The sequence below is a fragment of the Prauserella oleivorans genome, from assembly GCF_042685745.1.
GTDB lineage: Bacteria > Actinomycetota > Actinomycetes > Mycobacteriales > Pseudonocardiaceae > Prauserella_A > Prauserella_A oleivorans.
In genome coordinates this window covers 1676012-1700485 of sequence record NZ_JBHUNT010000001.1, presented here as the reverse complement: position 1 = coordinate 1700485, position 24474 = coordinate 1676012, and the positions used below count along the sequence as shown (strand labels likewise).

General features: G+C 71.4%; 25 protein-coding genes. 17 read left to right on the top strand and 8 right to left on the bottom strand.

Annotated elements, in window-relative coordinates:
* Window positions 1–115: 115 nt before the first annotated feature.
* Complete coding sequence (locus tag ACFSZT_RS08415; protein ID WP_377389918.1) at window positions 116–1378, top strand: pyridoxal phosphate-dependent aminotransferase; 1263 nt, start codon at window positions 116–118, stop codon at window positions 1376–1378.
* On the opposite strand, the gene ACFSZT_RS08410 is transcribed toward ACFSZT_RS08415, so the two are convergent.
* The 3 genes from ACFSZT_RS08410 to ACFSZT_RS08400 all read right to left on the bottom strand — a co-directional run bounded on the left by ACFSZT_RS08410 (window position 1328) and on the right by ACFSZT_RS08400 (window position 2945).
* Window positions 1328–1669 carry a transcriptional regulator gene (locus ACFSZT_RS08410; RefSeq protein ID WP_377389916.1) on the bottom strand — a complete coding sequence of 114 codons (342 nt, stop codon included), beginning with the start codon at window positions 1667–1669 and terminating at the stop codon, window positions 1328–1330. The genes ACFSZT_RS08415 and ACFSZT_RS08410 overlap by 51 nt on opposite strands.
* Before the next feature lie 118 nt (window positions 1670–1787).
* The gene (locus ACFSZT_RS08405) at window positions 1788–2471 is read right to left on the bottom strand and encodes a metal-dependent transcriptional regulator (protein ID WP_377389914.1); all 684 of its coding nucleotides are present in this window, start codon (window positions 2469–2471) and stop codon (window positions 1788–1790) included.
* Window positions 2472–2504: 33 nt separating this feature from the next.
* Entirely contained in the window at window positions 2505–2945 is a 441-nt protein-coding gene (locus tag ACFSZT_RS08400) for a GNAT family N-acetyltransferase (protein ID WP_377389912.1), read from the bottom strand.
* A gap of 83 nt (window positions 2946–3028) precedes the next feature.
* On the opposite strand from ACFSZT_RS08400, the gene ACFSZT_RS08395 reads away from it, so the two are divergent.
* The 4 genes from ACFSZT_RS08395 to ACFSZT_RS08380 all read left to right on the top strand — a co-directional run bounded on the left by ACFSZT_RS08395 (window position 3029) and on the right by ACFSZT_RS08380 (window position 6274).
* Entirely contained in the window at window positions 3029–3772 is a 744-nt protein-coding gene (locus tag ACFSZT_RS08395; protein WP_377389910.1) for an enoyl-CoA hydratase/isomerase family protein, read from the top strand.
* On the top strand, window positions 3769–5295 hold the full coding sequence (locus tag ACFSZT_RS08390) for an ATP-dependent acyl-CoA ligase (protein ID WP_377389908.1): 1527 nt from the start codon (window positions 3769–3771) through the stop codon (window positions 5293–5295). Before ACFSZT_RS08395 ends, ACFSZT_RS08390 begins: the two co-directional genes overlap by 4 nt.
* Complete coding sequence (locus tag ACFSZT_RS08385) at window positions 5286–5870, top strand: TetR/AcrR family transcriptional regulator (RefSeq protein WP_377389906.1); 585 nt, start codon at window positions 5286–5288, stop codon at window positions 5868–5870. Before ACFSZT_RS08390 ends, ACFSZT_RS08385 begins: the two co-directional genes overlap by 10 nt.
* Before the next feature lie 68 nt (window positions 5871–5938).
* Window positions 5939–6274 (top strand): hypothetical protein, encoded by a 336-nt coding sequence (locus tag ACFSZT_RS08380; RefSeq protein ID WP_377389904.1) that lies wholly within the window; start codon window positions 5939–5941, stop codon window positions 6272–6274.
* Between the two features lie 60 nt (window positions 6275–6334).
* Here the strand turns inward: ACFSZT_RS08380 and ACFSZT_RS08375 are convergent, their stop codons facing one another.
* On the bottom strand, window positions 6335–7504 hold the full coding sequence (locus ACFSZT_RS08375) for an acyl-CoA dehydrogenase family protein (RefSeq protein WP_377389902.1): 1170 nt from the start codon (window positions 7502–7504) through the stop codon (window positions 6335–6337).
* Window positions 7505–7603: 99 nt separating this feature from the next.
* Between ACFSZT_RS08375 and ACFSZT_RS08370 the strand changes: the two genes are divergently transcribed.
* Window positions 7604–8314 (top strand): 4'-phosphopantetheinyl transferase family protein, encoded by a 711-nt coding sequence (locus tag ACFSZT_RS08370; protein ID WP_377389900.1) that lies wholly within the window; start codon window positions 7604–7606, stop codon window positions 8312–8314.
* A 4-nt stretch (window positions 8315–8318) separates the two neighbouring features.
* Complete coding sequence (locus ACFSZT_RS08365; RefSeq protein ID WP_377389898.1) at window positions 8319–9482, top strand: isochorismate synthase; 1164 nt, start codon at window positions 8319–8321, stop codon at window positions 9480–9482.
* 18 nt (window positions 9483–9500) lie between these two features.
* Here ACFSZT_RS08365 and mihF read toward each other — a convergent pair whose 3' ends face one another.
* Window positions 9501–9812: an integration host factor, actinobacterial type gene (gene mihF, locus ACFSZT_RS08360; protein ID WP_377389896.1), complete on the bottom strand. Its 312-nt coding sequence runs from the start codon at window positions 9810–9812 to the stop codon at window positions 9501–9503.
* 327 nt (window positions 9813–10139) lie between these two features.
* On the opposite strand from mihF, the gene ACFSZT_RS08355 reads away from it, so the two are divergent.
* From ACFSZT_RS08355 to ACFSZT_RS08335, 5 genes are all read left to right on the top strand, one after another.
* Window positions 10140–11762 carry a long-chain fatty acid--CoA ligase gene (locus tag ACFSZT_RS08355; RefSeq protein ID WP_377389894.1) on the top strand — a complete coding sequence of 541 codons (1623 nt, stop codon included), beginning with the start codon at window positions 10140–10142 and terminating at the stop codon, window positions 11760–11762.
* A 178-nt stretch (window positions 11763–11940) separates the two neighbouring features.
* Window positions 11941–12339, top strand: a complete 399-nt coding sequence (locus ACFSZT_RS08350; protein ID WP_377389892.1) for a PaaI family thioesterase — start codon at window positions 11941–11943, stop codon at window positions 12337–12339.
* 51 nt (window positions 12340–12390) lie between these two features.
* Window positions 12391–13620 carry a C39 family peptidase gene (locus tag ACFSZT_RS08345; protein ID WP_377389890.1) on the top strand — a complete coding sequence of 410 codons (1230 nt, stop codon included), beginning with the start codon at window positions 12391–12393 and terminating at the stop codon, window positions 13618–13620.
* 77 nt (window positions 13621–13697) lie between these two features.
* Window positions 13698–14798 carry an S-(hydroxymethyl)mycothiol dehydrogenase gene (locus ACFSZT_RS08340; RefSeq protein ID WP_377389888.1) on the top strand — a complete coding sequence of 367 codons (1101 nt, stop codon included), beginning with the start codon at window positions 13698–13700 and terminating at the stop codon, window positions 14796–14798.
* Window positions 14799–14868: 70 nt separating this feature from the next.
* On the top strand, window positions 14869–15429 hold the full coding sequence (locus tag ACFSZT_RS08335; protein ID WP_449301426.1) for a gamma-glutamylcyclotransferase: 561 nt from the start codon (window positions 14869–14871) through the stop codon (window positions 15427–15429).
* A 43-nt stretch (window positions 15430–15472) separates the two neighbouring features.
* Here ACFSZT_RS08335 and ACFSZT_RS08330 read toward each other — a convergent pair whose 3' ends face one another.
* Window positions 15473–16825 carry an MFS transporter gene (locus ACFSZT_RS08330; protein ID WP_377389884.1) on the bottom strand — a complete coding sequence of 451 codons (1353 nt, stop codon included), beginning with the start codon at window positions 16823–16825 and terminating at the stop codon, window positions 15473–15475.
* 67 nt (window positions 16826–16892) lie between these two features.
* Here ACFSZT_RS08330 and ACFSZT_RS08325 point away from each other — a divergent pair, with 67 nt between their 5' ends.
* Window positions 16893–17336: a MarR family winged helix-turn-helix transcriptional regulator gene (locus ACFSZT_RS08325; protein ID WP_377389882.1), complete on the top strand. Its 444-nt coding sequence runs from the start codon at window positions 16893–16895 to the stop codon at window positions 17334–17336.
* A 64-nt stretch (window positions 17337–17400) separates the two neighbouring features.
* Here the strand turns inward: ACFSZT_RS08325 and ACFSZT_RS08320 are convergent, their stop codons facing one another.
* Complete coding sequence (locus ACFSZT_RS08320) at window positions 17401–19020, bottom strand: FAD-binding oxidoreductase (RefSeq protein ID WP_377389880.1); 1620 nt, start codon at window positions 19018–19020, stop codon at window positions 17401–17403.
* A 16-nt stretch (window positions 19021–19036) separates the two neighbouring features.
* On the opposite strand from ACFSZT_RS08320, the gene ACFSZT_RS08315 reads away from it, so the two are divergent.
* Together ACFSZT_RS08315 and ACFSZT_RS08310 are read left to right on the top strand one after the other, a co-directional pair.
* Window positions 19037–19681 (top strand): TetR/AcrR family transcriptional regulator, encoded by a 645-nt coding sequence (locus ACFSZT_RS08315; protein WP_377389878.1) that lies wholly within the window; start codon window positions 19037–19039, stop codon window positions 19679–19681.
* Entirely contained in the window at window positions 19678–21228 is a 1551-nt protein-coding gene (locus ACFSZT_RS08310) for a glycerol-3-phosphate dehydrogenase/oxidase (protein ID WP_377389876.1), read from the top strand. The genes ACFSZT_RS08315 and ACFSZT_RS08310 overlap by 4 nt, the downstream gene beginning before the upstream one ends.
* Before the next feature lie 23 nt (window positions 21229–21251).
* Here the strand turns inward: ACFSZT_RS08310 and ACFSZT_RS08305 are convergent.
* A protein-coding gene (locus ACFSZT_RS08305; protein WP_377478175.1) for an IS5 family transposase occupies window positions 21252–22120 on the bottom strand; the annotation gives its coding sequence in 2 pieces (ribosomal slippage) (window positions 21252–21752 and window positions 21755–22120; 867 coding nt in all).
* Between the two features lie 133 nt (window positions 22121–22253).
* Between ACFSZT_RS08305 and ACFSZT_RS08300 the strand changes: the two genes are divergently transcribed.
* Both ACFSZT_RS08300 and ACFSZT_RS08295 read left to right on the top strand, forming a co-directional pair.
* The gene (locus tag ACFSZT_RS08300) at window positions 22254–23165 is read left to right on the top strand and encodes an ABC transporter ATP-binding protein (protein WP_377388572.1); all 912 of its coding nucleotides are present in this window, start codon (window positions 22254–22256) and stop codon (window positions 23163–23165) included.
* 5 nt (window positions 23166–23170) lie between these two features.
* A complete protein-coding gene (locus ACFSZT_RS08295; RefSeq protein ID WP_377388596.1) occupies window positions 23171–24361 on the top strand; it encodes an ABC transporter permease in 1191 nt (396 codons plus the stop codon).
* The last annotated feature ends 113 nt before the right edge of the window (window positions 24362–24474 follow it).

Genomic DNA, 24474 nt, shown 5'->3' with positions numbered 1-24474 from the left:
GACGGGAACGGCGCACACCAAGCGAGCCCGCGCTCGCCCGGCGCCCGTCCCACCACCGAACGACCGCAATGAACATTGCACCGGCTATCCTGAATGCAAGACAAGGAGGCATCCGATGCCGCGGGACTCCGCAGTGGTACAGCACTCCGCGACGCTGGCACTCGACGAACGCGTCCGTGCCCGGCGGGCGGCAGGCGAGGACGTCGTGCACCTCGGCTTCGGGGAAGCGGGCCTGCCGGTGTTGGCCCAGGTCACCGAGGTCCTCGCCGGGGCAGCCGGGCGCAACGAGTACGGCGCCGTGGCCGGCTCGCCGCAGGCGCGGCACGCCGCCGCCGGGTACCTCACCAGGCGCGGGCTGCCGACCGAGCCGGCCGACGTCGTGCTCGCACCCGGCAGCAAGGCGCTCCTGTACGCGCTGCTGGCCGTGCTGCCCGGTGACCTCGTGCTGCCGCGCCCGTCCTGGGTCAGCTACGCCGCGCAGGCCGCCCTCACCGGCAAGCGCGTGCTCGGCGTGCCCATCCCGCAGCAGGCGGGCGGCGTCCCCGACCCGGCGCTGCTCGACGACGCCCTCACGCGCGCACGGCGGGACGGCGCCGAGCCCGGCGTGCTGATCCTGACGCTGCCCGACAACCCGACCGGCACGCTCGCCGACGCGGACCTGGTCGCGCAGGTGTGCGCCGTCGCGGACGCCCACAGGCTCACGGTGGTCTCCGACGAGATCTACCGCGACCTCGTCCACTCCGCGAGCGGCCCGCGCCCGGCCACCGTGCACAGCCCCGCCCACCACCTGCCGGAACGGACGATCGTCACGGCGGGACTCAGCAAGAGCATGGCACTCGGCGGCTACCGCATCGGCTTCGCCCGCATCCCGCGGCCCGACATCCGCGCGGCCGTGATCGGCGTGGCCAGCGAGGTCTGGTCGAGCCTGCCCGCGCCCATGCAGGAGGTCGCCGCGTACGTGCTGGACGAGCCACCGGAGGTCCGCGACCACATCGCCGCGAGCCGTCGGCTGCATGGCGCCGTCGCGTGCGCGATGCACGAGACGTTCACCGCCGCCGGGGCGCACTGCAGGCCACCGCGGGCGGGCTTCTACCTCTATCCCGACCTCGAACCGCTGCGCGCCCACGGATTCGCCACCGGAGCCGAGCTCGCCGGCCACCTGCTCGACCGGCACGGCATCGGCGTGCTGGCGGGTGCGGCGTTCGGGGACGACCCCTCGGCATTGCGCTTCCGCGTCGCCACGAGCCTGCTCTACGGCGAGGACACCGAGCAGCGGTCCTGCGCGCTCACGAGCGCGGACCCGGTGGCGTTGCCGTGGATCCGCGCCTCACTGGCTCGCGTGCGCGACGCCCTGACGGCGGTCTTCCAGGGCGAGTAGCCGGAGCAGCGCACCGTCCGGCACCTCCAGGACCTCCTCGAGGTACCGGAGTGCGGCCAGGGATCCCGGGCGCTCCGGGCGGCAGCGGCCCGACTGCCAGTGGCTCAACGTCGCCAGGCTCACGGGAACCCCTCTGCGCTTGAGCCGGTACTGGATCCGTTCGAGTCCGAGGCCCCGCGCCCTAATGGCGGCTCGCAGCGCCACGGAGAAAGGCCCGGTCGCCAGCAGCGAGTCGAGCTCCCGTGGCGCAATCCGGCCCCGCTCCATCTGGGGTGTTCGCTGACCGGTCATCGTCGCTCCGCTCGTCGAGGAACGGGCCAAACCGTAGAAGCGTGGCGACAGGACCGGTAAGGGGCGAAAGTCCCGGTTTCAGGGCGTCAGTGATCGACGACGAGGGGCAGCGAGAGCCTCAGCGCAGCGCGACCGAAAGCGCTTGCGCGATCTCGGTGCCGAGTGCGTGCGTCGCCGCGTCGGAGGGTGGGCCCACCTTCACCACCACCGGGCCGCCGAACGGCTGGCGCTCCACCACCTCGATGCGGTCACCGATGGTGATCGCGCGCTCCGCGAGGTAGCGCAGCAACTCCGGATCGGTGTCCCAGACGCGGACGATCTCGCCGACCGCCCCGGGCGGCAACTCGTCGAGCAATCGGGTCGACAACTCCTCCACGCTGCCGTCCGCTGCGGGGATCGGGTCGCCGTGCGGGTCGCGCACGGGGTTGCCCAGCTTGGCGGCGATCCGTTCGACGAGCCGGTCGGACATCACGTGCTCGAGCAGGTCGGCCTCGGGGTGCACCTCGTCCCACGTGTAGCCGAGCTCGGACACGAGGTACGACTCGATGAGCCGGTGCCTGCGCAGCACCGCACGGGCCAGCTGCAGGCCCTCCGGGGTGAGCGCGATGCCGCGGTAGGGCACGTGTTCCACGAGGCCCTGCTGGGCGAGTTTGGTGACCATGCCCGATGCCGACGACGGGCTCACCTCGAGCCGGCCGGCCAGCGACGTGTTCGTGACCGGCTCACCGCGCTCGAACAGGCCGTAGATGGCCCGCATGTAGTCCTCGATCGAGGACGATCGCCGGGTGGAGCCGTCAGACATACCACTACGATACGGCGTCGTCCGGAGCGATCATCATCCGTCGTGGGGGCGCCAGCGGTAGCGGATCCAGCCCTCCACGGGCTTCGCCCCGAGGTGGGCGTAGAACGCCTCGGCGCGCTCGTTGCCCTCCTGCATCTCCCACTCGACCCGGCCACTCGTGCGCGCGGCCAGCTCGTCCATCAGGGCCTTGCCGAGGCCGTGTCTGCGGTAGGCCGGCCGCACGAACAGGTCGTCGAGGAAGATGCCGGGCCGGGCGTCCCAGCTCGGGAACGTCCACGTGCACAACGCCATCCCGGCGACCCGGCCGTCGACCTCGGCGATCAGCACCCATGCCTTCGGTTGCGGACCGAAGAGGTACCGGCGGAGCTCGGCGCGGTCGAGCACCAGGTCGTGGTTGCCCTCGTAGCGGGCGTGTTCCTCGATGAGAGAACAGATCTCCTCGACGTCCGAGGCGACGGCGTCACGTACGGGCATGGGTGGAGTTCAGCACAGCGGCGCGGGCCGCGTCCAGCGCGCGGGCTATCGATCGATCGATCGGTTCGGATACGCTGCCCGGCATGGGGACCGTGGAACTCACCGTGTCCGACGCGGTCGCGTTCGTGTGGCTGCGCCGCCCGGAGCGGCTCAACGCCGTCTCCCCCGAGCTGGTGGATGACCTGCTCGGCGCGCTCGGCCGGATCGCCGCGGACGACACCGTGCGCGCCGTGGTGCTCGCGGGCCGGGGTCGTGCCTTCTGCGCGGGGCACGACCTCAAGGCACCACCGCCCACGGGCGACTCGCGCGCCCGGCTGGAACGGCTGCAGGACGTCACGCGCCGGCTGCGGGCCCTTCCACAGCCGGTGATCGCGGCCGTGCACGGCTACGCCATCGGCGCGGGCGCCGAGTTCGCACTCGGCTGCGACCTCGTCGTCGCCGCCGACGACGCCGTGTTCGCCTTCCCCGAGGCCGGCCTGGGGCTGAGTGTCACGGGCGCGGCGTCGCGGCTGCTCCCGCTGCTGGTCGGTCCGCTCAAGGCCAAGGAGCTGGTGCTGCTGGGCGAGCACATCGACGCCCCCACGGCCGCGAGCATCGGCCTGGTCAACACCGTCGTGCCGCGGGAGGAGCTCGTCGAGCGCGTCACCGGGCTGGCCACGGCGCTCGCCGCCAAGCCCGCCGCCTCCGTCACCCTCGCCAAGCGTGCCCTGGACCAGGGCATCGACAGCGCGCTCGACACGGCCCTCGAGGTCGAGGTCGCCCACGCCCTGCTGACGGAACATTCGACGGAGGTGGCGCGCAGCAGCGAGGAGTTCCGGTCGCGATGAGCACGCAGGACCTCGTCGAACTGGTCACCACCGCCGCCCGCCGCCGGCCGGACAAGCTCGCGTGGATCTTCGACGCCACCGGCGAGCGGCTGACCTTCGCCGACGTGGACCGGCGCAGCCGCGAGCTGGCGTCCGCGCTGGCCGCGCACGGCGCCGGACCGGGCGACCGGGTGGGCGTCATGCTGCGCAACCAGCCCGAGTTCCCGCTGCTGTGGCTGGCGCTGGCGCGGATCGGTGCCGTGCTGGTGCCCGTGAACACCGGCTACCGCGAGCTGGACGGCGCCCACGTGCTCGGGCACTCCGGCGCGACGCTCGCCGTCACCACGCCGGAGTTCGCGGACCTGCTGCGCACCATCGCCCCGCGCACGTCCGTGGAGCGCGTGCTCACCCTCGACGACCTGCGGCCCGCCGGGGACCCGCCGGCGTTCACGCCCACGCCCGAACTGCCCACCAACATCCAGTACACATCCGGCACGACGGGAGCGCCGAAGGGCTGCGTGCTCCCCCACCGGTACTGGACCACCCTGGCCGACGACCTCGCCACGGCGTTCCCGGCGGTCACCGACACCGACGTCATGCTGACGGCACAACCGTTCCACTACATCGATCCACAGTGGAATGTCGCGTTGGGACTCCGTTCCGGCGCGACCCTCGTGGTGCTCGACCGGTTCCACCCCTCGACGTTCTGGCAGAAGGTCCGCGAGCACGGCGTCACGTGGTTCTACTGCCTCGGGCTCATGCCGACGCTGCTGCTGCGGATGCCGGAATCATCGGCCGACCGCGACCACCGCGTCCGCGCCGTCACCGCCTCCGCCATCCCGCCGGATCTGCACGCCGAGCTCGAACGCCGATGGGGAGCGCCGTGGTACGAGGCGTTCGGGATGACCGAGACCGGCGGCGACATCCGCATGTACCCCGACGACCACGACGCGCTGGTGGGCACCGGGTGTCTCGGCAGGCCGGCCCCGCACCGCGAGGTGATGATCGCCGACGAGCACGACAGGCCCGTGCCGCGCGGCGAGACGGGCGAGCTGCTCATCCGTGGCATCGGCCTCATGCACGGCTACCACGACGACCCCCAGGCCACCGCGCGCGCGTTCCGCGGCGGCTGGTTCCACACCGGCGACCTGGCGCGCATGGACGCCGAGGGGCGCGTGTTCTACGTCGGCCGCACCAAGGACATGATCCGGCGCAGCGGCGAGAACATCTCCGCCGACGAGGTCGAGCGGGTCCTCCAGCTGCACGCCGGCGTGCGGGCGGCGGCGGTGCTGGCGGTCCCGGATCTACTCCGTGGCGAGGAGGTGAAGGCCTACGTCGTGCTCGAGGACGGTGCGGACGCCTCGCCCGAGGAGCTGGCCGAGTTCTGCGCGAGCAAGCTCGCCTACTTCAAAGTTCCCCGCTTCTGGACCTTTGTGGACTCGCTGCCGATGACGCCGTCCGAGCGGGTGGCCAAGGGTGAACTGCGCAAGGCGGGCGACCTGCGCGCGGGATCGTACGACCTGCGAGCGGCCACATGGCTCTGACCAGCCGGGAGCGGGTGCGCCGCGCTGCCGTCAAATTGTTCGCCACCAAGGGCTTCCACGGCACCGGCATCCGCGATCTGGCGCAGGCCGCGAAGCTCTCCTCGGCCAGTCTGTACCACTACATGGGCACGAAGGAGCAGCTGCTCGCCGAGATCATGCTCGACTGCCTGCAACGCCTGCTCGACGCCGCCGCCCGCGAGCTCGACGGCGTCGACGACCCCGTCGAGCGCATCGGCAGGCTCGTCACCCTGCATGTGACCACCCACGCCCGGCAGCCGAACGAGACCCGGGTGGTGGACAACCATGTCGACGTGCTCTCGCCGAGAGCGCGGCGGGCGGTCGTCGACGTGCGGGACACCTACGAGCAGCTGTGGTCGGACGCCATCGACGACGGCCTGCGCAGCGGTGTGTTCGCCACCACCCAGCCCGCCGCGACCAGGATCGCCCTGCTGGAGATGTGCAACGGCGTGGCCAGGTGGTATTCACCTCGTGGCCCACTGACGCTGGAGCAGCTCGCGGCGCATTACGTCCAGCTCGCACACCGTGCGCTGGGCGTTCCCGACATGCGACGATGATGTGGTCTGCCGAACTCCTCGGACCCCCCACGCTTGCCCCGGAGCCGCCACTGAGGGACGCTCGTGGGGTGAGTGAGGAAACAATCCAGCTGGAACTCAACGACGCGGGTCTCGCTCCGGGGCTTCCGACGCCTTCCGACCCGCGAGACCAGATTCAGGATGTGCCTTATCGGCCCGTCGAGTTCCGCGACGACGATCTCCCTGCCGCGCTCGACCGGTGTGCCGACTGGCTCCGGCAGGCTCAGCAGTGGCTGGGCGAGGCGGTGGACGTGGTCGCCGTCCACCTCGACTACGACGACCGGGACGGGTTCCCGTACTACAACCTGAAGATCCTGTGCAACGAGGAGGACCTCGCCGGCGTGCCCCTGGCTCTGAAGGAGCGCGGCGAGCCGAACAAGTCCTGACGGGCGACCCCGCTGTGGCGGTGCCGTGCGCGCCGCCACAGCGGGACCGTCCCCACCACGTCAGCCGAGGGCCGCGCCGACCTTGACGTGGCCTTTCAGCAGGTTCCGCGCGATGGTCCGGCGCTGGATCTCGTCGGTGCCCTCGTAGATCCGCAGCAGCCGCAGCTCGCGGTACCACCGCTCGATCGGCAGCTCCCGGGTGTAACCCATGCCACCGTGGATCTGCAGCACGCGGTCCACGATCTCGTTGGCCTTGATCCCGCCGTACAGCTTGGCCATCGACTGCGCGTGCCGCGAGTCCATTCCGGAATCGACCTGCCAGGCGGCGTTGAGCACCAGCCAGCGCAGCGCCTCGATCTCGACGGCAGAGTCGGCGATCATCCACTGGATCGCCTGCCGTTCGGCGATGGGCGCGCCGAACGTCTCGCGCGTATTGGCGTGCTCGATGGCCATCGAGAGCAGCCGTTCACATGATCCGATGGCCCGCGCGGGCAACAGGTAGCGCCCGCGCCCGATCCACTGCATGGCCAGCGTGAAGCCTTGGCCGACCTCGCCGAGCACCTGGCTCTCCGGTACGCGCACGTCCTCGAAGATCAGTGAGGCCGGGCCCCATTCGCCCATCGTGTCGATGTACTCCGAGCGCCAGCCCATGTCGCGATCGACGAGGAAGCACGTCACGCCACCGTTGGCCCCCTTCTCGGGGTCGGTGACGGCGAACACCATGACGAAGTCGGCCTCGTTCCCGCCGGTGATGAACGTCTTCTCGCCGTTGATGATCCAGTCGGCGCCGTCCTTGCGGGCGGTGGTCCGGATGGCCTTGGCGTCGGATCCGGCGCCCGGCTCGGTGATCGCGAAGCACGACTTGCGCTTGCCCTCGATGGTGGGCAGCAGGTAGCGCTCCTTCTGCTCGTCGTTGGCGTGGAACAGGATGTTGTCGGCCGAGCCGCCGAAGCGGAACGGCACGAACGTGCGGCCCAGTTCCGCCTCGAGCAGCGCCGTCATGACCGCCGAGAGCCCCATGCCGCCGTACTCCTCGGGGGTCTGTACCCCCCAGAAGCCGGACTCGCGGGCCTTGAGCTGCAGTTCCTCCAGCTCGTCGGCCCGCAGGCCGGGCTCGCCCGCGCGCTCGCGGCGCAGCACCTCCTGCTCGCGTGGGACGAGCTCGCGCTGCACGAAGGTGCGCACCCAGTCCCGGATCTCGCGCTCTTCCACGCTCAGGCTGAAATCCATGCCCGCAGACTCCCTCGACTACTAAGCATTCGCTTAGTGGCCACCGTAACGCACCCGGGCACCTGGTGACAGGCCACCGGCACGCCGTAGGTTCGAAACGTGATCGAGTGCGCGGTGTGGTGGGCCACCCCTGTCGCCGACCCTGGCGAGTACCTGCCCCTGCTGACCGATGCCGAGCGCGAACGGCACGCGGCGTACCGACGGGAGGACGACCGCAGGCGCTTCGTCACCGGCCGGGTGCTGGCCAGGACCCTCGCCGCGGAACACCTCGGCGCGGACCCGGCCGACATCGTCTTCGACGCGACGTGCGAGGACTGCGGCAAGCAGCACGGACCGCCCCGGATCCCGGGTGCCGCTCTGAAACTGTCGATCTCCCACGCGGGCGAGCGCGTCGGGATCGCGCTGGCCGACGGCGTCGATCTCGGCCTGGACGTCGAGTCGACCGGCAGGCGCGCCGACGACTCGATGCTGGAGTACGCGCTCAACCCCGCCGAGCGCGCCGCCCTCGAGGGGCTTTCCGCCGCGGAGCGCTCCGAGGCGTTCTTCCGGTACTGGACCGGCAAGGAGGCCTTGATGAAGGCCACCGGCCGCGGGCTGCGCATCCCGCTGCGGAGCCTCACGCTCTCCGCGCCGGACGAGCGCCCCCGGCTGGCGGCGTCCGAGGACCCGGCGCTGACGCCGGAGCGCACGCGGCTGGCCGAGCTCGACCCGGGCGAGGGCTACCACGCGGCCGTCGCGGTGCTCACCGCCGACGAGGTGCACCTCACGCAGCGCTGGTGGGGTGCCGCCCCGGCGGCGACCGGACAATAGAGGGATGGACGCAGCGCGACTGGTCGAGGAATACGTGCGCGGGGACTTCTTCTTCGCGACCGCCGAGACCACGCTCCACGCCGCGGGGGTGGCAGCGGAGCTCACCGGCACCGACGAGGTGGCGCTGGCCGAGCGGGTGCGCACCGTCCTGCCCACCGCCGCGGCGCCGGTCGCCGTGGGCGTGCTGCCCTTCACCAGCGCCGAACCGGATGCCACTCCGGGCCGCCTCGTGCTGCCGGAGACGGTGCGGTTCGCCGGGCCCGCGCACCCCGGGGTGAACCGGCTGCCGCGCCGCGACGTCGGCACCCCCGTCCGCGTGCGCTCGCTCCCGGACGGGCGCCGGCACGCGGCCGCCGTCGCCAGGGCCGTCACCGAGCTGCGGGCCCGCAACCTGCGCAAGGTGGTACTCGCCCGGGCGCTCGATGTGGAGTTCGCCGAGCCGGTGTCGCCGGAGGCGATCCTGTGCAATCTCGTCAAGGACAACCGGCGCGGGTACACGTTCGGCGCGGGCCTGCCGGGTGGCCGCACGCTCGTCGGGGCGAGCCCCGAACTGCTGCTGTCCCGGCGAGGCACGCGGGTGGTTTCGCACCCGCATGCCGGGTCGATGCCGCGCTCACCCGACCCGGTGACCGACACCGAGAACGGCAAGGCGCTACTGGCCTCGCGCAAGGACCACATCGAGCACGCCGTGCTCACCGAGGCCGTCGCGGAGGCGCTGCGGCCGTTCTGCCGGACGCTGGACGTGCCGAGCGTGCCCGAACTGGTCTCGACACCCACGATGTGGCACCTCGGCACCACGATCCGGGGCGAGCTCGCCGACCGGGACGTCACCGCGTTGCGGCTGGCGGCGGCGCTGCATCCCACTCCGGCCATCTGCGGCACGCCGACCGAGTCGGCCAGGCAACTGGCGGGGGAACTCGAGCCGTTCGAGCGCGGCTACTACGCGGGCGCGGTCGGCTGGGTGGACGCCGAGGGCGACGGAGAGTGGGCAGTGTCGATCCGCTGCGCCGAGGTGGCGCAGCGGTCGCTGCGGCTCTACGCGGGCGGCGGGATCGTGCCGGAGTCCGATCCGGACGCGGAACTGGCCGAGACGTCGGCCAAGTTCGCGACGCTGGCCCGGGCCATGGGGTTTCCCCGTGGGTGGCCGGCCGGCCACGAGGGCGGCTAGCCACCCACGAGGCTCACGTCACTTGAGCGCGTTGATGAGCGCTTCGCGCTGCCGCTCGCCGAGGCCGGCGGCCCGCCGGTCGGGGTCGATACCCGTCTGCTCCAGCAGCGCGGCGACCTTGACGGCACCGAGCCCGGGGACGGCCTTGAGCAGCTGAGTCACCTTGGTCTTGCCGACCGTCTTGTCTTCCTTGGCGCGGTTGAGCACCGAGTCGATGCTCTCCTTGCCCGACTTGATGGACGCGAGCAGCTCCGAGCGCGCCTTGCGAGCCTCGGCCGCCTTGGCCAGGGCTTCCGCCCGCTGTTCCGGAGTCAACGTAGGCAGAGCCAACGTACCTTTCCTTTCTTCTCGGGTGCCGCGTGTGCAGCGGCGACAACCCGGATGCCCAGGTGCTTGCCCGAGCAAGCGCTGGCCAGGCCGTCTCTTACCACGGGCCCCAGTAAACGCCAAGACCACCGATCCCGCGAAATCGACACGCGATGTCCCCCCGACCGAGGCATGCTGGTCAGCGCCCGCGGCCGGTGCGAACAAGGCCCAATACCGGTCGGTAACAGTTGTGCAGACAGCACATGTGCACCACACCCGACGCGCATTAGGCTCGCCCGTAACCCACATCGCGTAACCCAGTTCACAGTTCGAAACCCCGCGGGAGACTCAATGTTGAGCACGATGCAGGACGGACAGCTTTCTCTCGCCCACCTGCTGCGGCACGGCTCCACCCTGCACGCCGATAGCGAGGTCGTCACCTGGACCGGCTCGGGCGCCCGGCGGGCGACCTACGCCCAGGTCGGCAAGCGCGCCGCCCAGCTGGCGAACGCGCTGCGCGGCCTCGGTGTGACCGGCGACCAGCGCGTCGGCACGTTCATGTGGAACAACGCCGAGCACGTGGAGGCCTACCTCGCGATCCCCGCGATGGGCGCGGTGCTGCACACCCTCAACATCCGGCTCTTCCCCGAGCAGCTGGTGTTCGTGGCCAACCACGCCGAGGACCACGTCGTCATCGTCGACGGCACGCTGATCCCGCTGTTCGCCAAGCAGCTGCCACAGCTGAAGACCGTCCGGCACGTGATCGTGGCCAACGGCGACGCCGCGTCGCTGGAGGCGCCGGACGGCGTGCAGGTGCACTCCTACGACGAGCTGCTGGCCGGCCAGCCGGAGGAGTTCGACTGGCCGGAGATCGACGAGCGGTCGGCGGCCGCGATGTGTTACACGTCCGGCACGACCGGTGACCCGAAGGGTGTCGTCTACTCGCACCGCTCGATCTGGCTGCACTCCATGCAGGTGTGCATGAGCGACGGCATGCGGCTCGACGAGTCGGACAAGGCGCTGGTGATCGTGCCGCAGTTCCACGCGATGTCGTGGGGCGTGCCGTACGCGGCGTTCATGGCGGGTGCGTCGATGGTGATGCCCGACCGGTTCCTGCAGCCGGAGCCGATCGCGCAGATCCTCGCGGCCGAGAAGCCGACCCACGCCGCGGCGGTCCCGACCATCTGGCAGGGACTGCTCCAGTACCTCGACGCCAACCCGCAGGACATCAGCCACCTGCGGGAGGTCGTGGTGGGTGGCTCCGCGGCGCCGCCCGCGATGATGCACGCCTTCGAGGAGCGCTACGGCGTTCCGGTGCTGCACGCGTGGGGCATGACCGAGACCTCGCCGCTCGGCAGCGTGGCGCGGCCGCCTGCGGGCACCAGCGGCGAGGAGGCGTGGAAGTACCGCTACACCCAGGGCCGGTTCCCGGCGTCGGTGCGCGCACGGCTCATCGACGACGACGGCAACGAGGTGCCGTGGGACGGCGAGAGCGTCGGCGAGCTCGAGGTGGCCGGACCCTGGATCGCGGGCGGCTACCACGGCGGTGTCGACCCCGACAAGTTCCACGACGGGTGGCTGCGCACCGGCGACGTCGGCAAGATCACGCCGAACGGCTACCTGACGCTCACCGACCGCGCGAAGGACGTCATCAAGTCCGGCGGCGAGTGGATCTCCTCGGTCGACCTGGAGAACCAGGTGATGGGGCACCCGGCCGTCGCCGAGGCGGCCGTGGTCGGCGTGCCGGACGAGAAGTGGGACGAACGGCCGCTGGTCGCCGTGGTCGTCAAGGAGGGCGAGCAGGTGACCGCGGAGGAGCTGCGCGAGTTCCTCCGGGACAAGGTCGCCAAGTGGCAGCTGCCGGAGTACTGGACGTTCGTGCCGGAGGTCCCGAAGACGAGCGTCGGCAAGTTCGACAAGAAGCGGCTGCGCGCCGCCCATGCCGAGGGCAAGCTCGACATCAGCCACTTCTGACGCCGGTTTCCTACGCCGAAGTCACGGGCACGCGTCGCCGCGGTCGGGGGCGCGTGCCCGTGGCGTGTTCCGACCATGCCGGGAAGTCCGAAGAGGACGGCCCGCGCCCCGATGAATGATCGGTCCTTACCTCCCGGGTCATCGACACGGGGCAGGCGCGCAGGGCAGAGTCGGGCGCATGGACACCGAGGGGACCACACTTTTCCACCGCACCATGCCGTTCACCGAGCGACTCGGCATAGAGGTGCTCGAACACCGCCGCGAGATCGTGCGCAGCCGGATCGCGTTCGACCCGTCACTGTGCACGCTCGGCAACACCCTGCACGGCGGCGTGCTGATGTCGCTGGCCGACTCCACCGCGGCCGTGTGCGCCTACCTCAACCTGCCCGACGGCGCCTCGGGCACCACGACCGTCGAGTCACGGACGAGCTTCCTGCGGCCGATCCGCGAGGGCCACGCCACCGCAACGGCCCGGATCCTGCACGCGGGGCGGCGGATCATCGTCGTCGAGACCGAGATCCACGATGACGCGGGCGGGCTGGCCGCGAAAGTGACCCAGACTCAAGCCGTGGTCTGAACGGCCGAAAGCTGTTTACAGACACCCGGGTGACGGCGAAAATTGCTCGCCATGCGCGGACGACTCCGAACGGTGCTGCTGGCAGCCGTCGTGGCTTCGGCGATCATCCAGCCGACGGCGACGGCGAGCGTGGACACGCGGGAGGACGAGGACATCGACTACCACAGCTGGAGCGCCGCGCGGGAGTTCGCGCGCGGGGAGCTCACGGGCGTCCGCCCCGGCCAGGACGGCCTGCGGATCAGCGAGCCCGCCGGGACGCGGGACGGCTACGAGTACGGCCGGTGGACGTCCCCGCTGCACAAGCCCGGGTTCGGCGCGAGTGAGCTCGTGGCGTCGTGGAACGCCGCGACCCCGGACGGCACGTGGCTGGAGGTGGAGGCGAAGGCACGCACGGCGGATGGCACGGACACCGCGTGGTACGTCCTGGGCAAATGGGCTCACGGGGACGGCGACATCCGCCGCACCACGGTGGCCGGGCAGGACGACGACCACGCGAGCGTCAATGTCGACACACTTGTCGCCAAGCCCGGCGTGCGGTTCGCGGCGTATCAGCTGCGGGTCACCCTCTACCGCGCGCGGGGCAGCGACGCGACGCCGGTGCTGCGCCAGGCCGGCGCCATGACGTCGTACGTGCCCGAACGGTTCGAGGTGCCCATCTCCCCGCCCGGCAAGGCGGCGGGCATCGAGCTCGACGTGCCGCGGTACGCGCAGAACGTCCACCGCGGCCACTACCCCGAGTACGGCGGTGGTGGCGAGAACTGGTGCAGCCCCACCTCGACCGCGATGGTCCTGGAGTACTGGGGCCGGGGACCGAGCGCCGACGAGCTCTCCTGGCTGCCGGCCGGCTACCCCGACCCGGCGGTCGCCCACGCCGCGCGGCACACCTACGACTACTCCTACGAGGGCACCGGCAACTGGCCGTTCAACACGGCCTATGCCGCGCACTACGGCCTGCGCGGCCACATCACGCGGCTGCATTCGCTGGCCGAGCTGGAGGACTACATCGCCAGGGGCGTACCGGTCATCACGTCGCAGTCGTTCCTCGCCGAGGAGCTCGACGGCGCGGGCTACGGCACAGCCGGGCACATCATGGTGGTCATCGGCTTCACCGAGGACGGCGACGTGATCGTCAACGACCCCGCCTCGGACACCACGGAGGGTGTCCGAAACGTCTACCCGCGGGAGCAGTTCGAGACGATCTGGCAGCGCACCAAACGCCATGACGCGCAGGGCAACGTCGCGAGCGGGCCGGGTGGCATCGTGTATGTGATCAAGCCCTGAATCACTCGACCTCGCGGCCACCGTGGCAATCGTGGCAAGCTGCGGCTAGAGACGACGGCCGAAAGGACGACAGCGACATGCCGTACGAGGTGCAAGGCGTGGTGTCCCGCGCCAAGGGTGAACCGGTGACCCTGGAGACCGTGCTGGTGCCGGACCCGGGCCCCGGCGAGGCGGTCGTGTCGGTGAAGGCATGCGGGGTGTGCCACACCGACCTGCATTACCGCGAGGGCGGGATCAACGACGAGTACCCGTTCCTGCTCGGCCACGAGGCCGCCGGCTACGTCGAGGCGGTCGGTGAGGGCGTCACCGACGTGGCTCCCGGTGACTACGTGATCCTCAACTGGCGCGCGGTGTGCGGCACCTGCCGCGCCTGCAAGCGTGGCAAGCCGTGGTACTGCTTCTCCACGTTCAACGCCGCGCAGCCGATGACGCTGGCCGACGGGACCCCGCTCAGTCCGGCGCTGGGCATCGGCGCGTTCCTGGAGAAGACCCTTGTCCACAGCGGACAGTGCACGAAGGTCAATCCGGAGGCCGAGCCCGCGGTCGCCGGTCTGCTCGGCTGCGGTGTGATGGCCGGGATCGGTGCCGCGATCAACACGGGTGCGGTGACCCGGGGCGACTCGGTGGCCGTGATCGGCTGCGGCGGCGTGGGTGATGCCGCGATCGCCGGCGCCCGGCTCGCCGGCGCCACCACGATCATCGCCGTGGACATGGACGACCGGAAGCTGGAGTGGGCGAAGGACTTCGGCGCCACGGCGACGCTCAACGCGCGCGGCAAGAGCCACGACGAGATCGTCGAGGCCATCCGGGATCTGACGGGGTCCTTCGGCGCCGACGTGGTGATCGACGCGGTCGGCAGGCCGGAGACGTGGAAGCAGGCGTTCTATTCGCGCGATCTGGCGGGCACGGTGGTGTTGGTCGGCGTGCCGACGCCGGACATGCGGCTTGACGACATGCCGCTGATCGACTTCTTCTCGCACGGTGGGTCGCTGAAGTCGTCGTGGTACGGCGACTGCCTGCCGTCCCGCGATTTCCCGATGCTCGTGGACCTGTACCTGCAGGGACGGTTGCCGCTCGACAAGTTCGTCACCGAGCGCATCGGCGTGACCGACGTGGAGCACGCGTTCGAGCGGATGCACACCGGGGACGTGCTGCGCAGCGTGGTCACCTTCGACTGACGCATTGCTGTTCACCGACGCGGAATTCCCCGCCGACCCGTACCCGGGCGCGCGACCGGACTGCTCGTACGTGCACCACGACGGCGCCGGCCACGCGCTCGGGGCCGCGCCGGACGGCTGGCGCACCGACCGGATTCCGGTGCTGGCCTACGGGTCCAACGCCTGCCCGTCGAAGATCACGTGGCTGCGCGAGGAACTCGGCCTGCGCGGGCCAGTGGTGGTGGCGCGGGCCGAGTGCCGGGACGTCGCGGCGGTGTGGGCGGCGGGCGTGCGGGCCCGGGACGGGCAGCGGCCGGCGACCCTGGCTTCCGCTCCCGGTCTCACCGAGTGGCACGCGGTGTGGTTCGCGACGCCGGAGCAACTGGCCGTGCTCGACGTGTGCGAGGGCCGCGGCGTGCGCTACGACCTGGCCCGGCTGCCGCATGGCACCGTCCGGCTGGACGACGGGACCGTGCCGGACGGGGTGCTCGCCTACGTCGCGGCCGGTCCGGCGCGGATGCCGTTGCTCGTGGACGGCGAGCCGGTGCGCACGGCGGAGCTGCCGCAGGAGGAGGCTCGGCAGCTCACCGGCACCCCGGCTGCAACGCATGGGCTGGATGTGGCGGTGGTACCGGCGGAGGCCGGCCGGTGAGTGGCCATTCCGGGGGCGGCAACTCCCCCGGCCGTGCTCCGGGTCAGGATTCTCGTACCGCGGCCGCGTGCGATGAGGGTGTGGTGGTCGATCGCGTCTGACGCAGGGCGAGCCCCGAGCCGATCATCAACGCGAGCGCGGTGACGCCGGGGGCGATGCCGGGTGCGTGCGCGGTCATGGCGGTCAGGGTCACGGGAAGGGCAAGGCCAACACTTGCTCCCAGTTGTTGCAGGGTGGTCCCGACGGCTCCGGCGACTCCCGCGTGGGGTCCGGCGTCCCGGTTCATCGCACTGTTGGCGTTCGGCATGACCTGCGAGGTCCCCAGCCCCATGATCCCCAAGGTGATGACAACTGTGGCGAGGCCGGTCGGCGCGATCGCGAAGACGATCTGGCCAGTGCAGATCACCGCGAGTCCGGCAGCGATCGACCGGGCCGGAGGTGTGGCGCCGGATCGGCGGGAGAAGAACAGCCCCAGCTGGATCGCGGCCGGGTAGATCAAGAACACGACACCGGTCGCCAGCGGCGAGAGTTGATGCACCTGTTGAAGCGAACTGCTCGCCGCCATGAACGTGGCAATCGTCGCAACACCCCAGAGGAAGAGCCCGAGATAAGCGACCCGCCTGGTCGCGTCGCCGAAAAGCTCGGTCGGTATCAACGGGGTGACCGCGCGCCGGTCGGAGATGGCAAACCCCACGAGTACCAGGACACCAGCGACCCCGAATGCTGTTGCCTGCCCGGGACTGGCCACGACTGTGAGCGCATGGATGACCAGCGCGGCCCCCACAGCCAGGAGAAGACCGCGCCAAGAGCCGCGGCCATGTCCGGGTGACCGCTCAACTCGGTCTCCGGCGAGGGCCGAGAGGATCAGTGCGACCGCGACGAACGCGACGTTGACGTACATGCAGGCCCGCCAGCCCGACAGCTGGGTCAGCATACCTCCGAGCAGCAGTCCGATGGCCGTTCCGCTCCCCATGATCATCCCGAAGATGCCGTACGCCCGGTCGCGCCCTTCGCCGGGAAACGCCGCCGAGAGCCGCGCCATCGCGGCCGGCGTCATCGCCGCCGCGCCGACCCCCTGGGCGCCCCGGGCACCGATCAGCACCCAGGCAGAATCAGCAGCGCCTCCGACCGCCGAGGCGAGGCCGAAGGTGACCAGCCCCAGCGTCATCACGCGCTTGTACCCGGCCGCCTGGGCGACCCGTCCTCCGGCGATCATCAGGGACCCGGCTGCCAGGACATACCCGGCCATCACCCAGGCCACCGCCTGCGAACTCAGGTGAAGATCGGCGGCCATCCCGGGGACGGCAAGGGCCAGGATGGTCGCGTCGACCCCGACCATCAGCTGTCCTGTCACCACGGCGCCGAGAACCAGCCACGATCGTGGTTTCCCGCTCACACTGTCTCCTATAGTTGGTGTCACCAACGCAAGTTATATCGTTGGTGTCACCAACGCAAGGAGATGCATGTCCGATCGTCCACCCCAGCGACTCCTGGAGACGCCCAGCTGGCTGCTCACCCAGGTCGCGGCGATCGCCGGCCGTCGCAGTCGCGAGGTCTTCGACTCACTCGGAGCCGGCCGCTACCACTACGCGATCCTCTGCGCCGTCGAGGAGTTCGGGCCCTGCAGCCAGGCCGAGATCGGCAACCACCTGCACATGGACCGGAAGGACGTCGCCCAACGGGTCCTGGAACTGGAAGAGCAGCGGTGCCTGCGACGCCGCCCTGACCCAGCCGATCCGAGGCGCAAACTCGTCCGGATAACCACGCAAGGCCGGGAGAGGCTCGACCAGATCCACGCCCGGCTGACCGTCACCCAGAACGAGCTCGTCGAACCGCTGACGGCCCACGAGCGAACCGCTCTGATCACGGCCCTGCAGAAGATCCTCGACCGCGAGGCGCGTCATTGACGAATTGCCGAAACACCGACCGAACCGCAGACACGGCGACGCCAACGGCGGACACGGCGAGCGGTCAGCCGATGAGCTTGCCCGGGTTGAGGATGCCGGTGGGATCGACGGCGCGTTTCGCGGCGGCCAGCACGTCGAGGCCGATGCGGCCCACTTCGGCCTCGAGGTACGGCGCGTGGTCGGTGCCCACGGCGTGGTGGTGGGAGATCGTGCCGAGTCGATCGTCCACAATGGCCTCACACGCCGCCCGCTTCGCGCGTTTCCACTGGCCGATCGGGTCGGCGGTGTCCCGTGGCGTGAGCACGGTGAAGTACAGCGACGCCCCGGTCTCATAGGCGTGCGAAATGTGGCAGAGCACCAGCGGGTCGCCGAGCGTGTCCCGGAGGGCCATGCGCACGCGGTCGTAGAGCGTGCCGATTCTCGCCCAGTGCGTTGCCGTCTCCAGGGTCTCGACGCACACGCCGAGGTCGAGCAGCGCGTCCCGCTGACGCGGTCCGGCGAACCGGCCCCGCAGCCAGGCGTGCGCGGGAGCCGCTCCGAGCCGGACCGCCCCGGCCGCGCGCAGGCTGCGCGACACCTCGGCCCGCCGCCTGCCGGACTCGCCGTACCAGCCGAGCACCAGCAGGCACGGTTCGGCGACGCCACGCGCGCGGAGGTACCGGCGCAGCAGCGTGGTCTTCCAGCCCGCCGCCAGTGCGAGCGAGGACTCCGTCTCGTCCACATCGGACAATCTGGTCACGTCGGCGAGCAGGCCGCGCTGCGCGAGGTGCCGCACCAGCGCGGTCCCGCGTTCCCAGCCGTCGACGGCGAACGCCTCGAACCGCTCCGTTTCCGGCAGTGGCCGTACCCGCACGGCGACCTCGGTGATGACGCCGAGCGTGCCCTCGCTGCCGACCGCGAGTTGCCGCAGGTCAGGCCCGGCCGCCGAGGCGGGGGCGACGCCCAGGCGCCACTCACCGCACGGCGTCGCGAGCCGGACACCCGCCACCATGTCCTCGAAGCGGCCGTAGCCCGACGACGCCTGGCCCGCCGAGCGGGTGGCGGCGAACCCGCCGATCGTCGCGCGCTCGAACGACTGCGGCACGTGGCCGAGCGTGAACCCGTGGACCGAGAGCATGCGCTCCGCGTCCGGGCCCCGCACGCCCGCCTGCAGCACGGCGATGCGCGAGACGGGATCGACGGAGACCAGCCGGTTCAGCCGTTCCAGGTCGAGCACGAGCACGGAGTCCTTGTCCCCGCGCAGCGCCGTCACGCCACCGACCACCGACGTACCGCCGCCGAACGGCACCACACCGACGTCGTGGCTCACGCACACGTCGAGCACCCGCTGGACCTGCTCCGGGTCCGCGGGCAGCACCACGGCGTCGGGCACGGCGATCCCCGCGGCGGGGTGCCGCCTGCGCAGAAGATCGAGGTAGGACAGGCCGCCGCTGCGCGCGAGGCGCTCGCGAGGGTCGTCGAGCAGGTTGCCGGGTCCGACGATGGCGGCGAGTTCCTCACGCGCCTTCGCGGGTATCCGGGACGGGGCGACGGCGATGGCCGAGTCCGGCGCGACCGGGTCGTTCGGCGTGGTCTCGCCGATGCGCCGGCGCAGCCAGCGCACGGCTTTCGGCGCGAGCTCGACGGCGTCGGCGCCCTCCGGCGTCCAGGCTCCGCGGAGCCGGTGGTCAAGGCTGTCGGTCACGACTAGAGTGTGACACATGGAGGCGGAACGTCACACCCTGCTGGCGGACGGGAACCGGGGCGCCGCCACGCGCGACCGGCCGCACCCCGCTCGGGTGGCCGACGACGCGCTCCTCGACGCGGCCCGGCGATGCGTCCTCGCGGACGGCGTCCGCCGCACCACGCTCGCCGGCATCGCGCGCAGCGCGGGCGTCAGCCGGATGACGGTGTACCGCCGCTTCCCGGACGTCGGAAGTGTGCTGGCGGCTCTGATGACCAGGGAGTTCGGCGCGCTCCTGCGCCGGGTGGCCGCCGAGGTGCCCGCGGGGGTCGGCACCGCCCGGGCCCGGCTGGTCGAACACGCCGTCGCGGGTGTATGCGCGCTCGCCGCCGACCCGCTGCTGCGGACCGTGCTCGACCTCGACTCCGACCTGTTGCTGCCCTACATCACCGAACGGTTCGGCGCGACGCAGCTCCTCGCGGAGGAGTTCCTGCACGCGCTCGTGGCCGACGGCCACCGGGACGGGTCCGTCCGGCGTGGCGACGCCGCCGTGCAGGCACGCGCCCTGCTGGTGCTGTTGCAGTCGTTCGTGCTCTCCCGGCGCCCCGCGACGACCGGCATCGACGACGCCACCTTGCTCACCGAACTCCGTCACCTGCTCGAAGGAGCCCTCGCACCATGATCACGGCCTCACTGTCCGCCCGGCGCAGGGCCCGCGAGCTGGACGCCCTCGCCTCCGGGGAGCGCGTCGACGTCATCGTCGTCGGCGGCGGCGTGACCGGAGTGGGTTGCGCACTCGACGCGGCGTCGCGTGGGCTGTCGGTGGCCCTCGTCGAGGCCCACGACCTCGCCTTCGGTACGTCGCGCTGGTCGAGCAAGATGGTCCACGGTGGCCTGCGCTACCTCGCCCACGGCGACATCGCGCTCGCCAGGGAGAGTGCGGTCGAGCGGCACATCCTGATGACGCGCACCGCACCCCACCTCACCCGGCAGCTCCCCCAGCTCTTCCCCGCCTACGAATCGGCCTCCCGCGCCGACCGCCTGCTCACCGCGGCCGGCCTGCGTGCCGGGGACGCCCTGCGCCGGGCTGCCGGCACCCCGTCCTGGCTCCTGCCGCGCCCCCGTTCGGTGCCGGCGGCCGAAGCCCTCGCGCTCGCGCCCGGCCTGCGCCGGAGCGGGCTGCGTGGCGGCCTGCTGTCGTTCGACGGGGCGCTCACCGACGACGCCCGTCTCGTCGTGACGCTGGCCCGGACGGCGGCCGCGCACGGCGCGCGCGTCCTCACCCGGCTGACGGCCACCGGCCTGCACGCCGACCGCGTGGCGGCCCGCGACGAGCTGACCGGGCACAGCGTGGAGCTGTACGCCCGGCAGGTCATCAACGCCACGGGCGTCTGGGCGGGCAGGCTGGTGCCCTCGGTGCGGTTGCGTCCCTCGCGTGGCACACACCTCGTCCTCGACGCCGAACGCACCGGCCTCGCCGAGACCGCCGTGATGGTTCCCGTGCCGGGAGAGCGCAACCGCTTCGTGCTCCTGCTGCCGCAGCCCGGCGGCAAGGCCTACCTCGGGCTGACGGACGAACCGCTCGACGGTGAGGCCGAGGACGTCGCCGCCGCTCCGCAGTCCGATGTGGACTTCCTGCTGGAGGTCGCCTCGAGCGTCCTGGACACCGAGTTGCGCGCCGAGCACGTGCTGGGCGCGTTCGCCGGGCTCCGCCCGCTGCTGGCCGCCGACGGCCACACCGCCGACCTGTCCCGGCAGCACGCCGTGCTGACCGACGGGACCACCGGAGTCGTCACCGTGGTCGGCGGCAAGCTCACCACCTACCGGCGCATGGCCGAGGACGCGGTGACCACGGCCGTCCGGGTGGCGTCGCTGCCCGCCGGGGCGGCGCACACCGCGCGGTTGCCATTGCTGGGCGCCGCCCGCCGGGATCAGCTGTCCACAGTGGATGCACCGGCCCGGCTCATCGGCAAGTACGGCACGGAGGCACCGCGGGTGGCCGCGCTCGGCGAGGTCGATCCCGAGCTCGCCCGCCCGCTGTTCCCCGGCTGCGAGGTGACGGCTGCCGAGGTGGTCTGGGCCGTCCGGCACGAGGGCGCCCTCGACGCCGACGACGTGCTGCACCGGCGGACCAGGATCGGCCTCGTGCCCGAGGAGGCCGACGCCGCCCGCGACGTGGTCGCCGACCTCGTCGACCGCACCACCCGTGGCCTGCACGAAACCGCCTGACTGCCTAGGTCGTGTCCTGCAATTCATCGTAGCCAGAGGATGATGGCGGCGATGGTGAGTTCTGCCTGGTAGTAGGCGGCGCGTTTGGCGTAGCGGGTGGCTAGGTCGCGGAACTGTTTGAGCCGGTTGAAGCAGCGTTCGACGACGTTGCGCTGCTTGTACAACTCGGCGTCGAAGGCGGGCGGGCGTCCGCCCCGTGAGCCGTGCGCGGCGCGGCGGGCGATTTGGTCGTCGCGTTCGGGGCTGACGAACCGGATCCGGCGTTGTCGCAGGGCGTGGCGGGTCGAGGGGTGCGAATAGGCCTTGTCCGCGATCACCACCTCGGGACGGCGGCGTGGGCGGCCAGGCCCGGTGCGAGCGACACGGATCCCGTCCAGCAGCGGCACCAATTGTGGATTGTCACCAGCCTGCCCCGGGGTGAGCACAACCCGCATGGGCAGCCCGCGTCCCTCGACCACGAGGTGGATCTTGGTGCTCAATCCGCCGCGGGAACGTCCGAGTCCTTCGCCGTCGACCGCGATCGCCTCGATGGCGGGCGTGCAGCCCCCTTTTTCCGGGCTCCCGCAGCATGCTGGTGAGCCCGGACCACCGAGGAATCGACACTGATCACCCACTCCACGTCCCCGACAGCGTCGTCTTTGACGATCACCTCGTCCAGAATCCGCTGCCAGGTACCGTCCTTGGTCCACAACCGCAGCCGCTCATGGGCGGTCTTCCACGGCCCATACCGTTCGGGCAGATCACGCCAGGGCGCGCCGGTCCGAAGCTTCCACAGAATCGCATTGATCACCTGCCGGTGATCCCGCCACCGCCGCCCCGGCCCCGACACCGCCGGCAGCAGCGGCTCAATCCGCGCCCAGGCCCGATCCGTCAACTCACCCCGACCAACCACGGACAAGATCAAACCCCATCCGCAGCTAGATCATTTACAGGACACGCCCTAGCCGCGCGTCGTCCCGGGCTGCGTATGCTCGGGTCGTGCTCGCGGGCAGACGCCGGCCGCGACCCGGGAGGGGGACCAGACCATGGGCGAGCGCACGCTGGACATCGACCACGTGTGCAAGAGGTTCGGCGGCAACGTCGCCCTCGACAACGTGACGTTCGAGGTGCGGCCGGGCGAGTTGTTCGGCTTCGTCGGCAGCAACGGCGCGGGCAAGACCACCACCATGCGGATCGTGCTGGGTGTCCTCGCCGCCGACTCCGGTGTGGTGCGCTTCGACGGCACCCCGATCAGTCACGAGATCCGCACCCGCATCGGTTACATGCCCGAGGAACGCGGCCTGTACCCGAAGATGAAGGTGCTCGACCAGCTGGTGTACCTGGCGCAGTTGCACGGCATGACGGCCAACGACGCCCATCGCAGCGCGGAGGCCTGGATCGAGCGGCTCGACCTCGCCGAACGACGCGGCGACCCGGTGGACAAGCTCTCCCTCGGCAACCAGCAGCGCGTGCAGCTCGCAGCGGCGCTGGTGCACGAGCCGGACGTGCTCGTGCTCGACGAGCCGTTCTCCGGCCTCGACCCGCTGGCCGTCGACGTGATGAGCCAGGTGTTGCGCGACAAGGCGGCCACGGGGGTGCCGGTGGTGTTCTCCAGCCACCAGCTCGATCTCGTCGAGCGGCTGTGCGACCGCGTCGGGATCATCCGCAGTGGACGGATCGTCGCGTGCGGGTCGGTCGACGAGCTGACGGCCGAAGCCGGTACCCGGCTCACTGTGTCGGTACCCGGTGCGCCGACCGGCTGGGCGGAAGGCCTGCCCGGGGTTCGGGTGGTCGGCGACAACGGCACCGGCACGGTCCTGGAGCTCGCGCCCGGCACCGACGACCAGAGCGTCCTGTCGGCCGCACTCGCCGCCGGGCCGGTCCGCGAGTTCACGCGTCACCGCCCGTCCCTCACCGAACTGTTCCGCAGCGCCGTCGGGGAAGGAGCCGCCCGGTGAACGGGGTGCGCCATCAGGTGTCGCCGGCCACCGCGGTCCGGCTCGTCGCGCAGCGGGAACTCAACACCCGGCTGCGCACGCGGGGCTTCGTCGTCGGCACCCTGGTGATCCTGCTGGTCCTGGGCGGCTACCTGGTCCTCCAGGCGAAGGTCGTCAACGCCGCCGACCGCACCTCGGTCGGCCTCACCGGTCAGGCGTCGGCCATCTCCGAGCAGCTCGGCAACGCCGCCCGGCAGGCAGGCGTCGACCTCGACCTGCGGCGCGTCGCCGATGCCGGTCAGGGGCGCGAACAGGTGCACGCGGGCGAGCTGGACGTGCTCGTGTCCGGCAGCCCCGCCAACCTGTCGGTGCTCGTCAAGTCCGACCTGGACCGCCCGCTGAACGCCCTGCTGACCGGGATCTCGCAGCAGGAGGTGCTCAACGCCAAGCTCGCGCAGGCGGGCGAGAACCCGGCCGAGGTGATGCGTGACGTGGGCGCCGCGCGGGTGGCGGTGTCGACGCTGGAGACGCCGGACCCCGATCGCGGGCAGCGCCTCGTCGTGGGCCTGGTGATGATGTTCCTGCTCTACCTGGGCATCACCGCCTACGGCTCGACGGTGGCGCAGGGTGTCGTGGAGGAGAAGTCGAGCCGGGTGGTGGAGATCCTGCTGTCCACCGTGCGGCCGTGGCACCTGCTGCTCGGCAAGGTGCTCGGGCTCGGCCTCGTCGGCCTGGTGCAGCTGGTCATCCTCGGCGGAGCCGGGCTGGCCATGGCGACCGCGACGGGCGTACTGACGGTGCCGGGTGTGGCCACGAACGTCCTGCTCTGGGGCGTGCTGTGGTACCTGCTGGGCTTCTTCCTCTACGCGACGGTGTTCGCGGCCGCCGGCTCACTGGTGTCGCGGCAGGAGGACGCGCAGACCGTGCTGACACCGATCACGATGGTGCTGATGGTGGGGTTCATCGCCGGGGTGACCGTGCTCCAGCAGCCGGACAGCACGCTCGCGACCGTGCTCGCGCTGCTGCCGCCGCTCTCGCCGATCCTCATGCCGAGCATGATCGCCACCGGCTCCGTGGGCGCGGCCGAGGTCGCGGCGGCCCTGGCGCTGACACTGGCCGCCATCGCCGCGCTGACCTGGCTGGGCGGCCGGGTGTACCAGACCGCCATCCTGCACACCGGCAGCCGGGTGAGCCTCAAAACCGCGCTCCGGGGCTGACCAGGTCGGGCGAGGGCGAGACCGCAGTCGGTCGTCCACGACGGAGCCGAGGCCGGCCGCCGCAGGCGACCTGCACCTGGCGGCCGTGATCCGCAAGCCGCCGATCTGACCCC

Excerpts from the sequence above, each read along its gene's own strand:
- ACFSZT_RS08415 (WP_377389918.1), top strand. The coding sequence starts at position 116 with ATGCCGCGGGACTCCGCAGTGGTACAGCACTCCGCGACGCTGGCACTC.
- ACFSZT_RS08410 (WP_377389916.1), bottom strand. The coding sequence starts at position 1,669 with ATGACCGGTCAGCGAACACCCCAGATGGAGCGGGGCCGGATTGCGCCA.
- ACFSZT_RS08405 (WP_377389914.1), bottom strand. The coding sequence starts at position 2,471 with ATGTCTGACGGCTCCACCCGGCGATCGTCCTCGATCGAGGACTACATG.
- ACFSZT_RS08400 (WP_377389912.1), bottom strand. The coding sequence starts at position 2,945 with ATGCCCGTACGTGACGCCGTCGCCTCGGACGTCGAGGAGATCTGTTCT.
- ACFSZT_RS08395 (WP_377389910.1), top strand. The coding sequence starts at position 3,029 with ATGGGGACCGTGGAACTCACCGTGTCCGACGCGGTCGCGTTCGTGTGG.
- ACFSZT_RS08390 (WP_377389908.1), top strand. The coding sequence starts at position 3,769 with ATGAGCACGCAGGACCTCGTCGAACTGGTCACCACCGCCGCCCGCCGC.
- ACFSZT_RS08385 (WP_377389906.1), top strand. The coding sequence starts at position 5,286 with ATGGCTCTGACCAGCCGGGAGCGGGTGCGCCGCGCTGCCGTCAAATTG.
- ACFSZT_RS08375 (WP_377389902.1), bottom strand. The coding sequence starts at position 7,504 with ATGGATTTCAGCCTGAGCGTGGAAGAGCGCGAGATCCGGGACTGGGTG.
- ACFSZT_RS08365 (WP_377389898.1), top strand. The coding sequence starts at position 8,319 with ATGGACGCAGCGCGACTGGTCGAGGAATACGTGCGCGGGGACTTCTTC.
- ACFSZT_RS08355 (WP_377389894.1), top strand. The coding sequence starts at position 10,140 with ATGTTGAGCACGATGCAGGACGGACAGCTTTCTCTCGCCCACCTGCTG.
- ACFSZT_RS08350 (WP_377389892.1), top strand. The coding sequence starts at position 11,941 with ATGGACACCGAGGGGACCACACTTTTCCACCGCACCATGCCGTTCACC.
- ACFSZT_RS08345 (WP_377389890.1), top strand. The coding sequence starts at position 12,391 with ATGCGCGGACGACTCCGAACGGTGCTGCTGGCAGCCGTCGTGGCTTCG.
- ACFSZT_RS08340 (WP_377389888.1), top strand. The coding sequence starts at position 13,698 with ATGCCGTACGAGGTGCAAGGCGTGGTGTCCCGCGCCAAGGGTGAACCG.
- ACFSZT_RS08325 (WP_377389882.1), top strand. The coding sequence starts at position 16,893 with ATGTCCGATCGTCCACCCCAGCGACTCCTGGAGACGCCCAGCTGGCTG.
- ACFSZT_RS08315 (WP_377389878.1), top strand. The coding sequence starts at position 19,037 with ATGGAGGCGGAACGTCACACCCTGCTGGCGGACGGGAACCGGGGCGCC.
- ACFSZT_RS08310 (WP_377389876.1), top strand. The coding sequence starts at position 19,678 with ATGATCACGGCCTCACTGTCCGCCCGGCGCAGGGCCCGCGAGCTGGAC.
- ACFSZT_RS08300 (WP_377388572.1), top strand. The coding sequence starts at position 22,254 with ATGGGCGAGCGCACGCTGGACATCGACCACGTGTGCAAGAGGTTCGGC.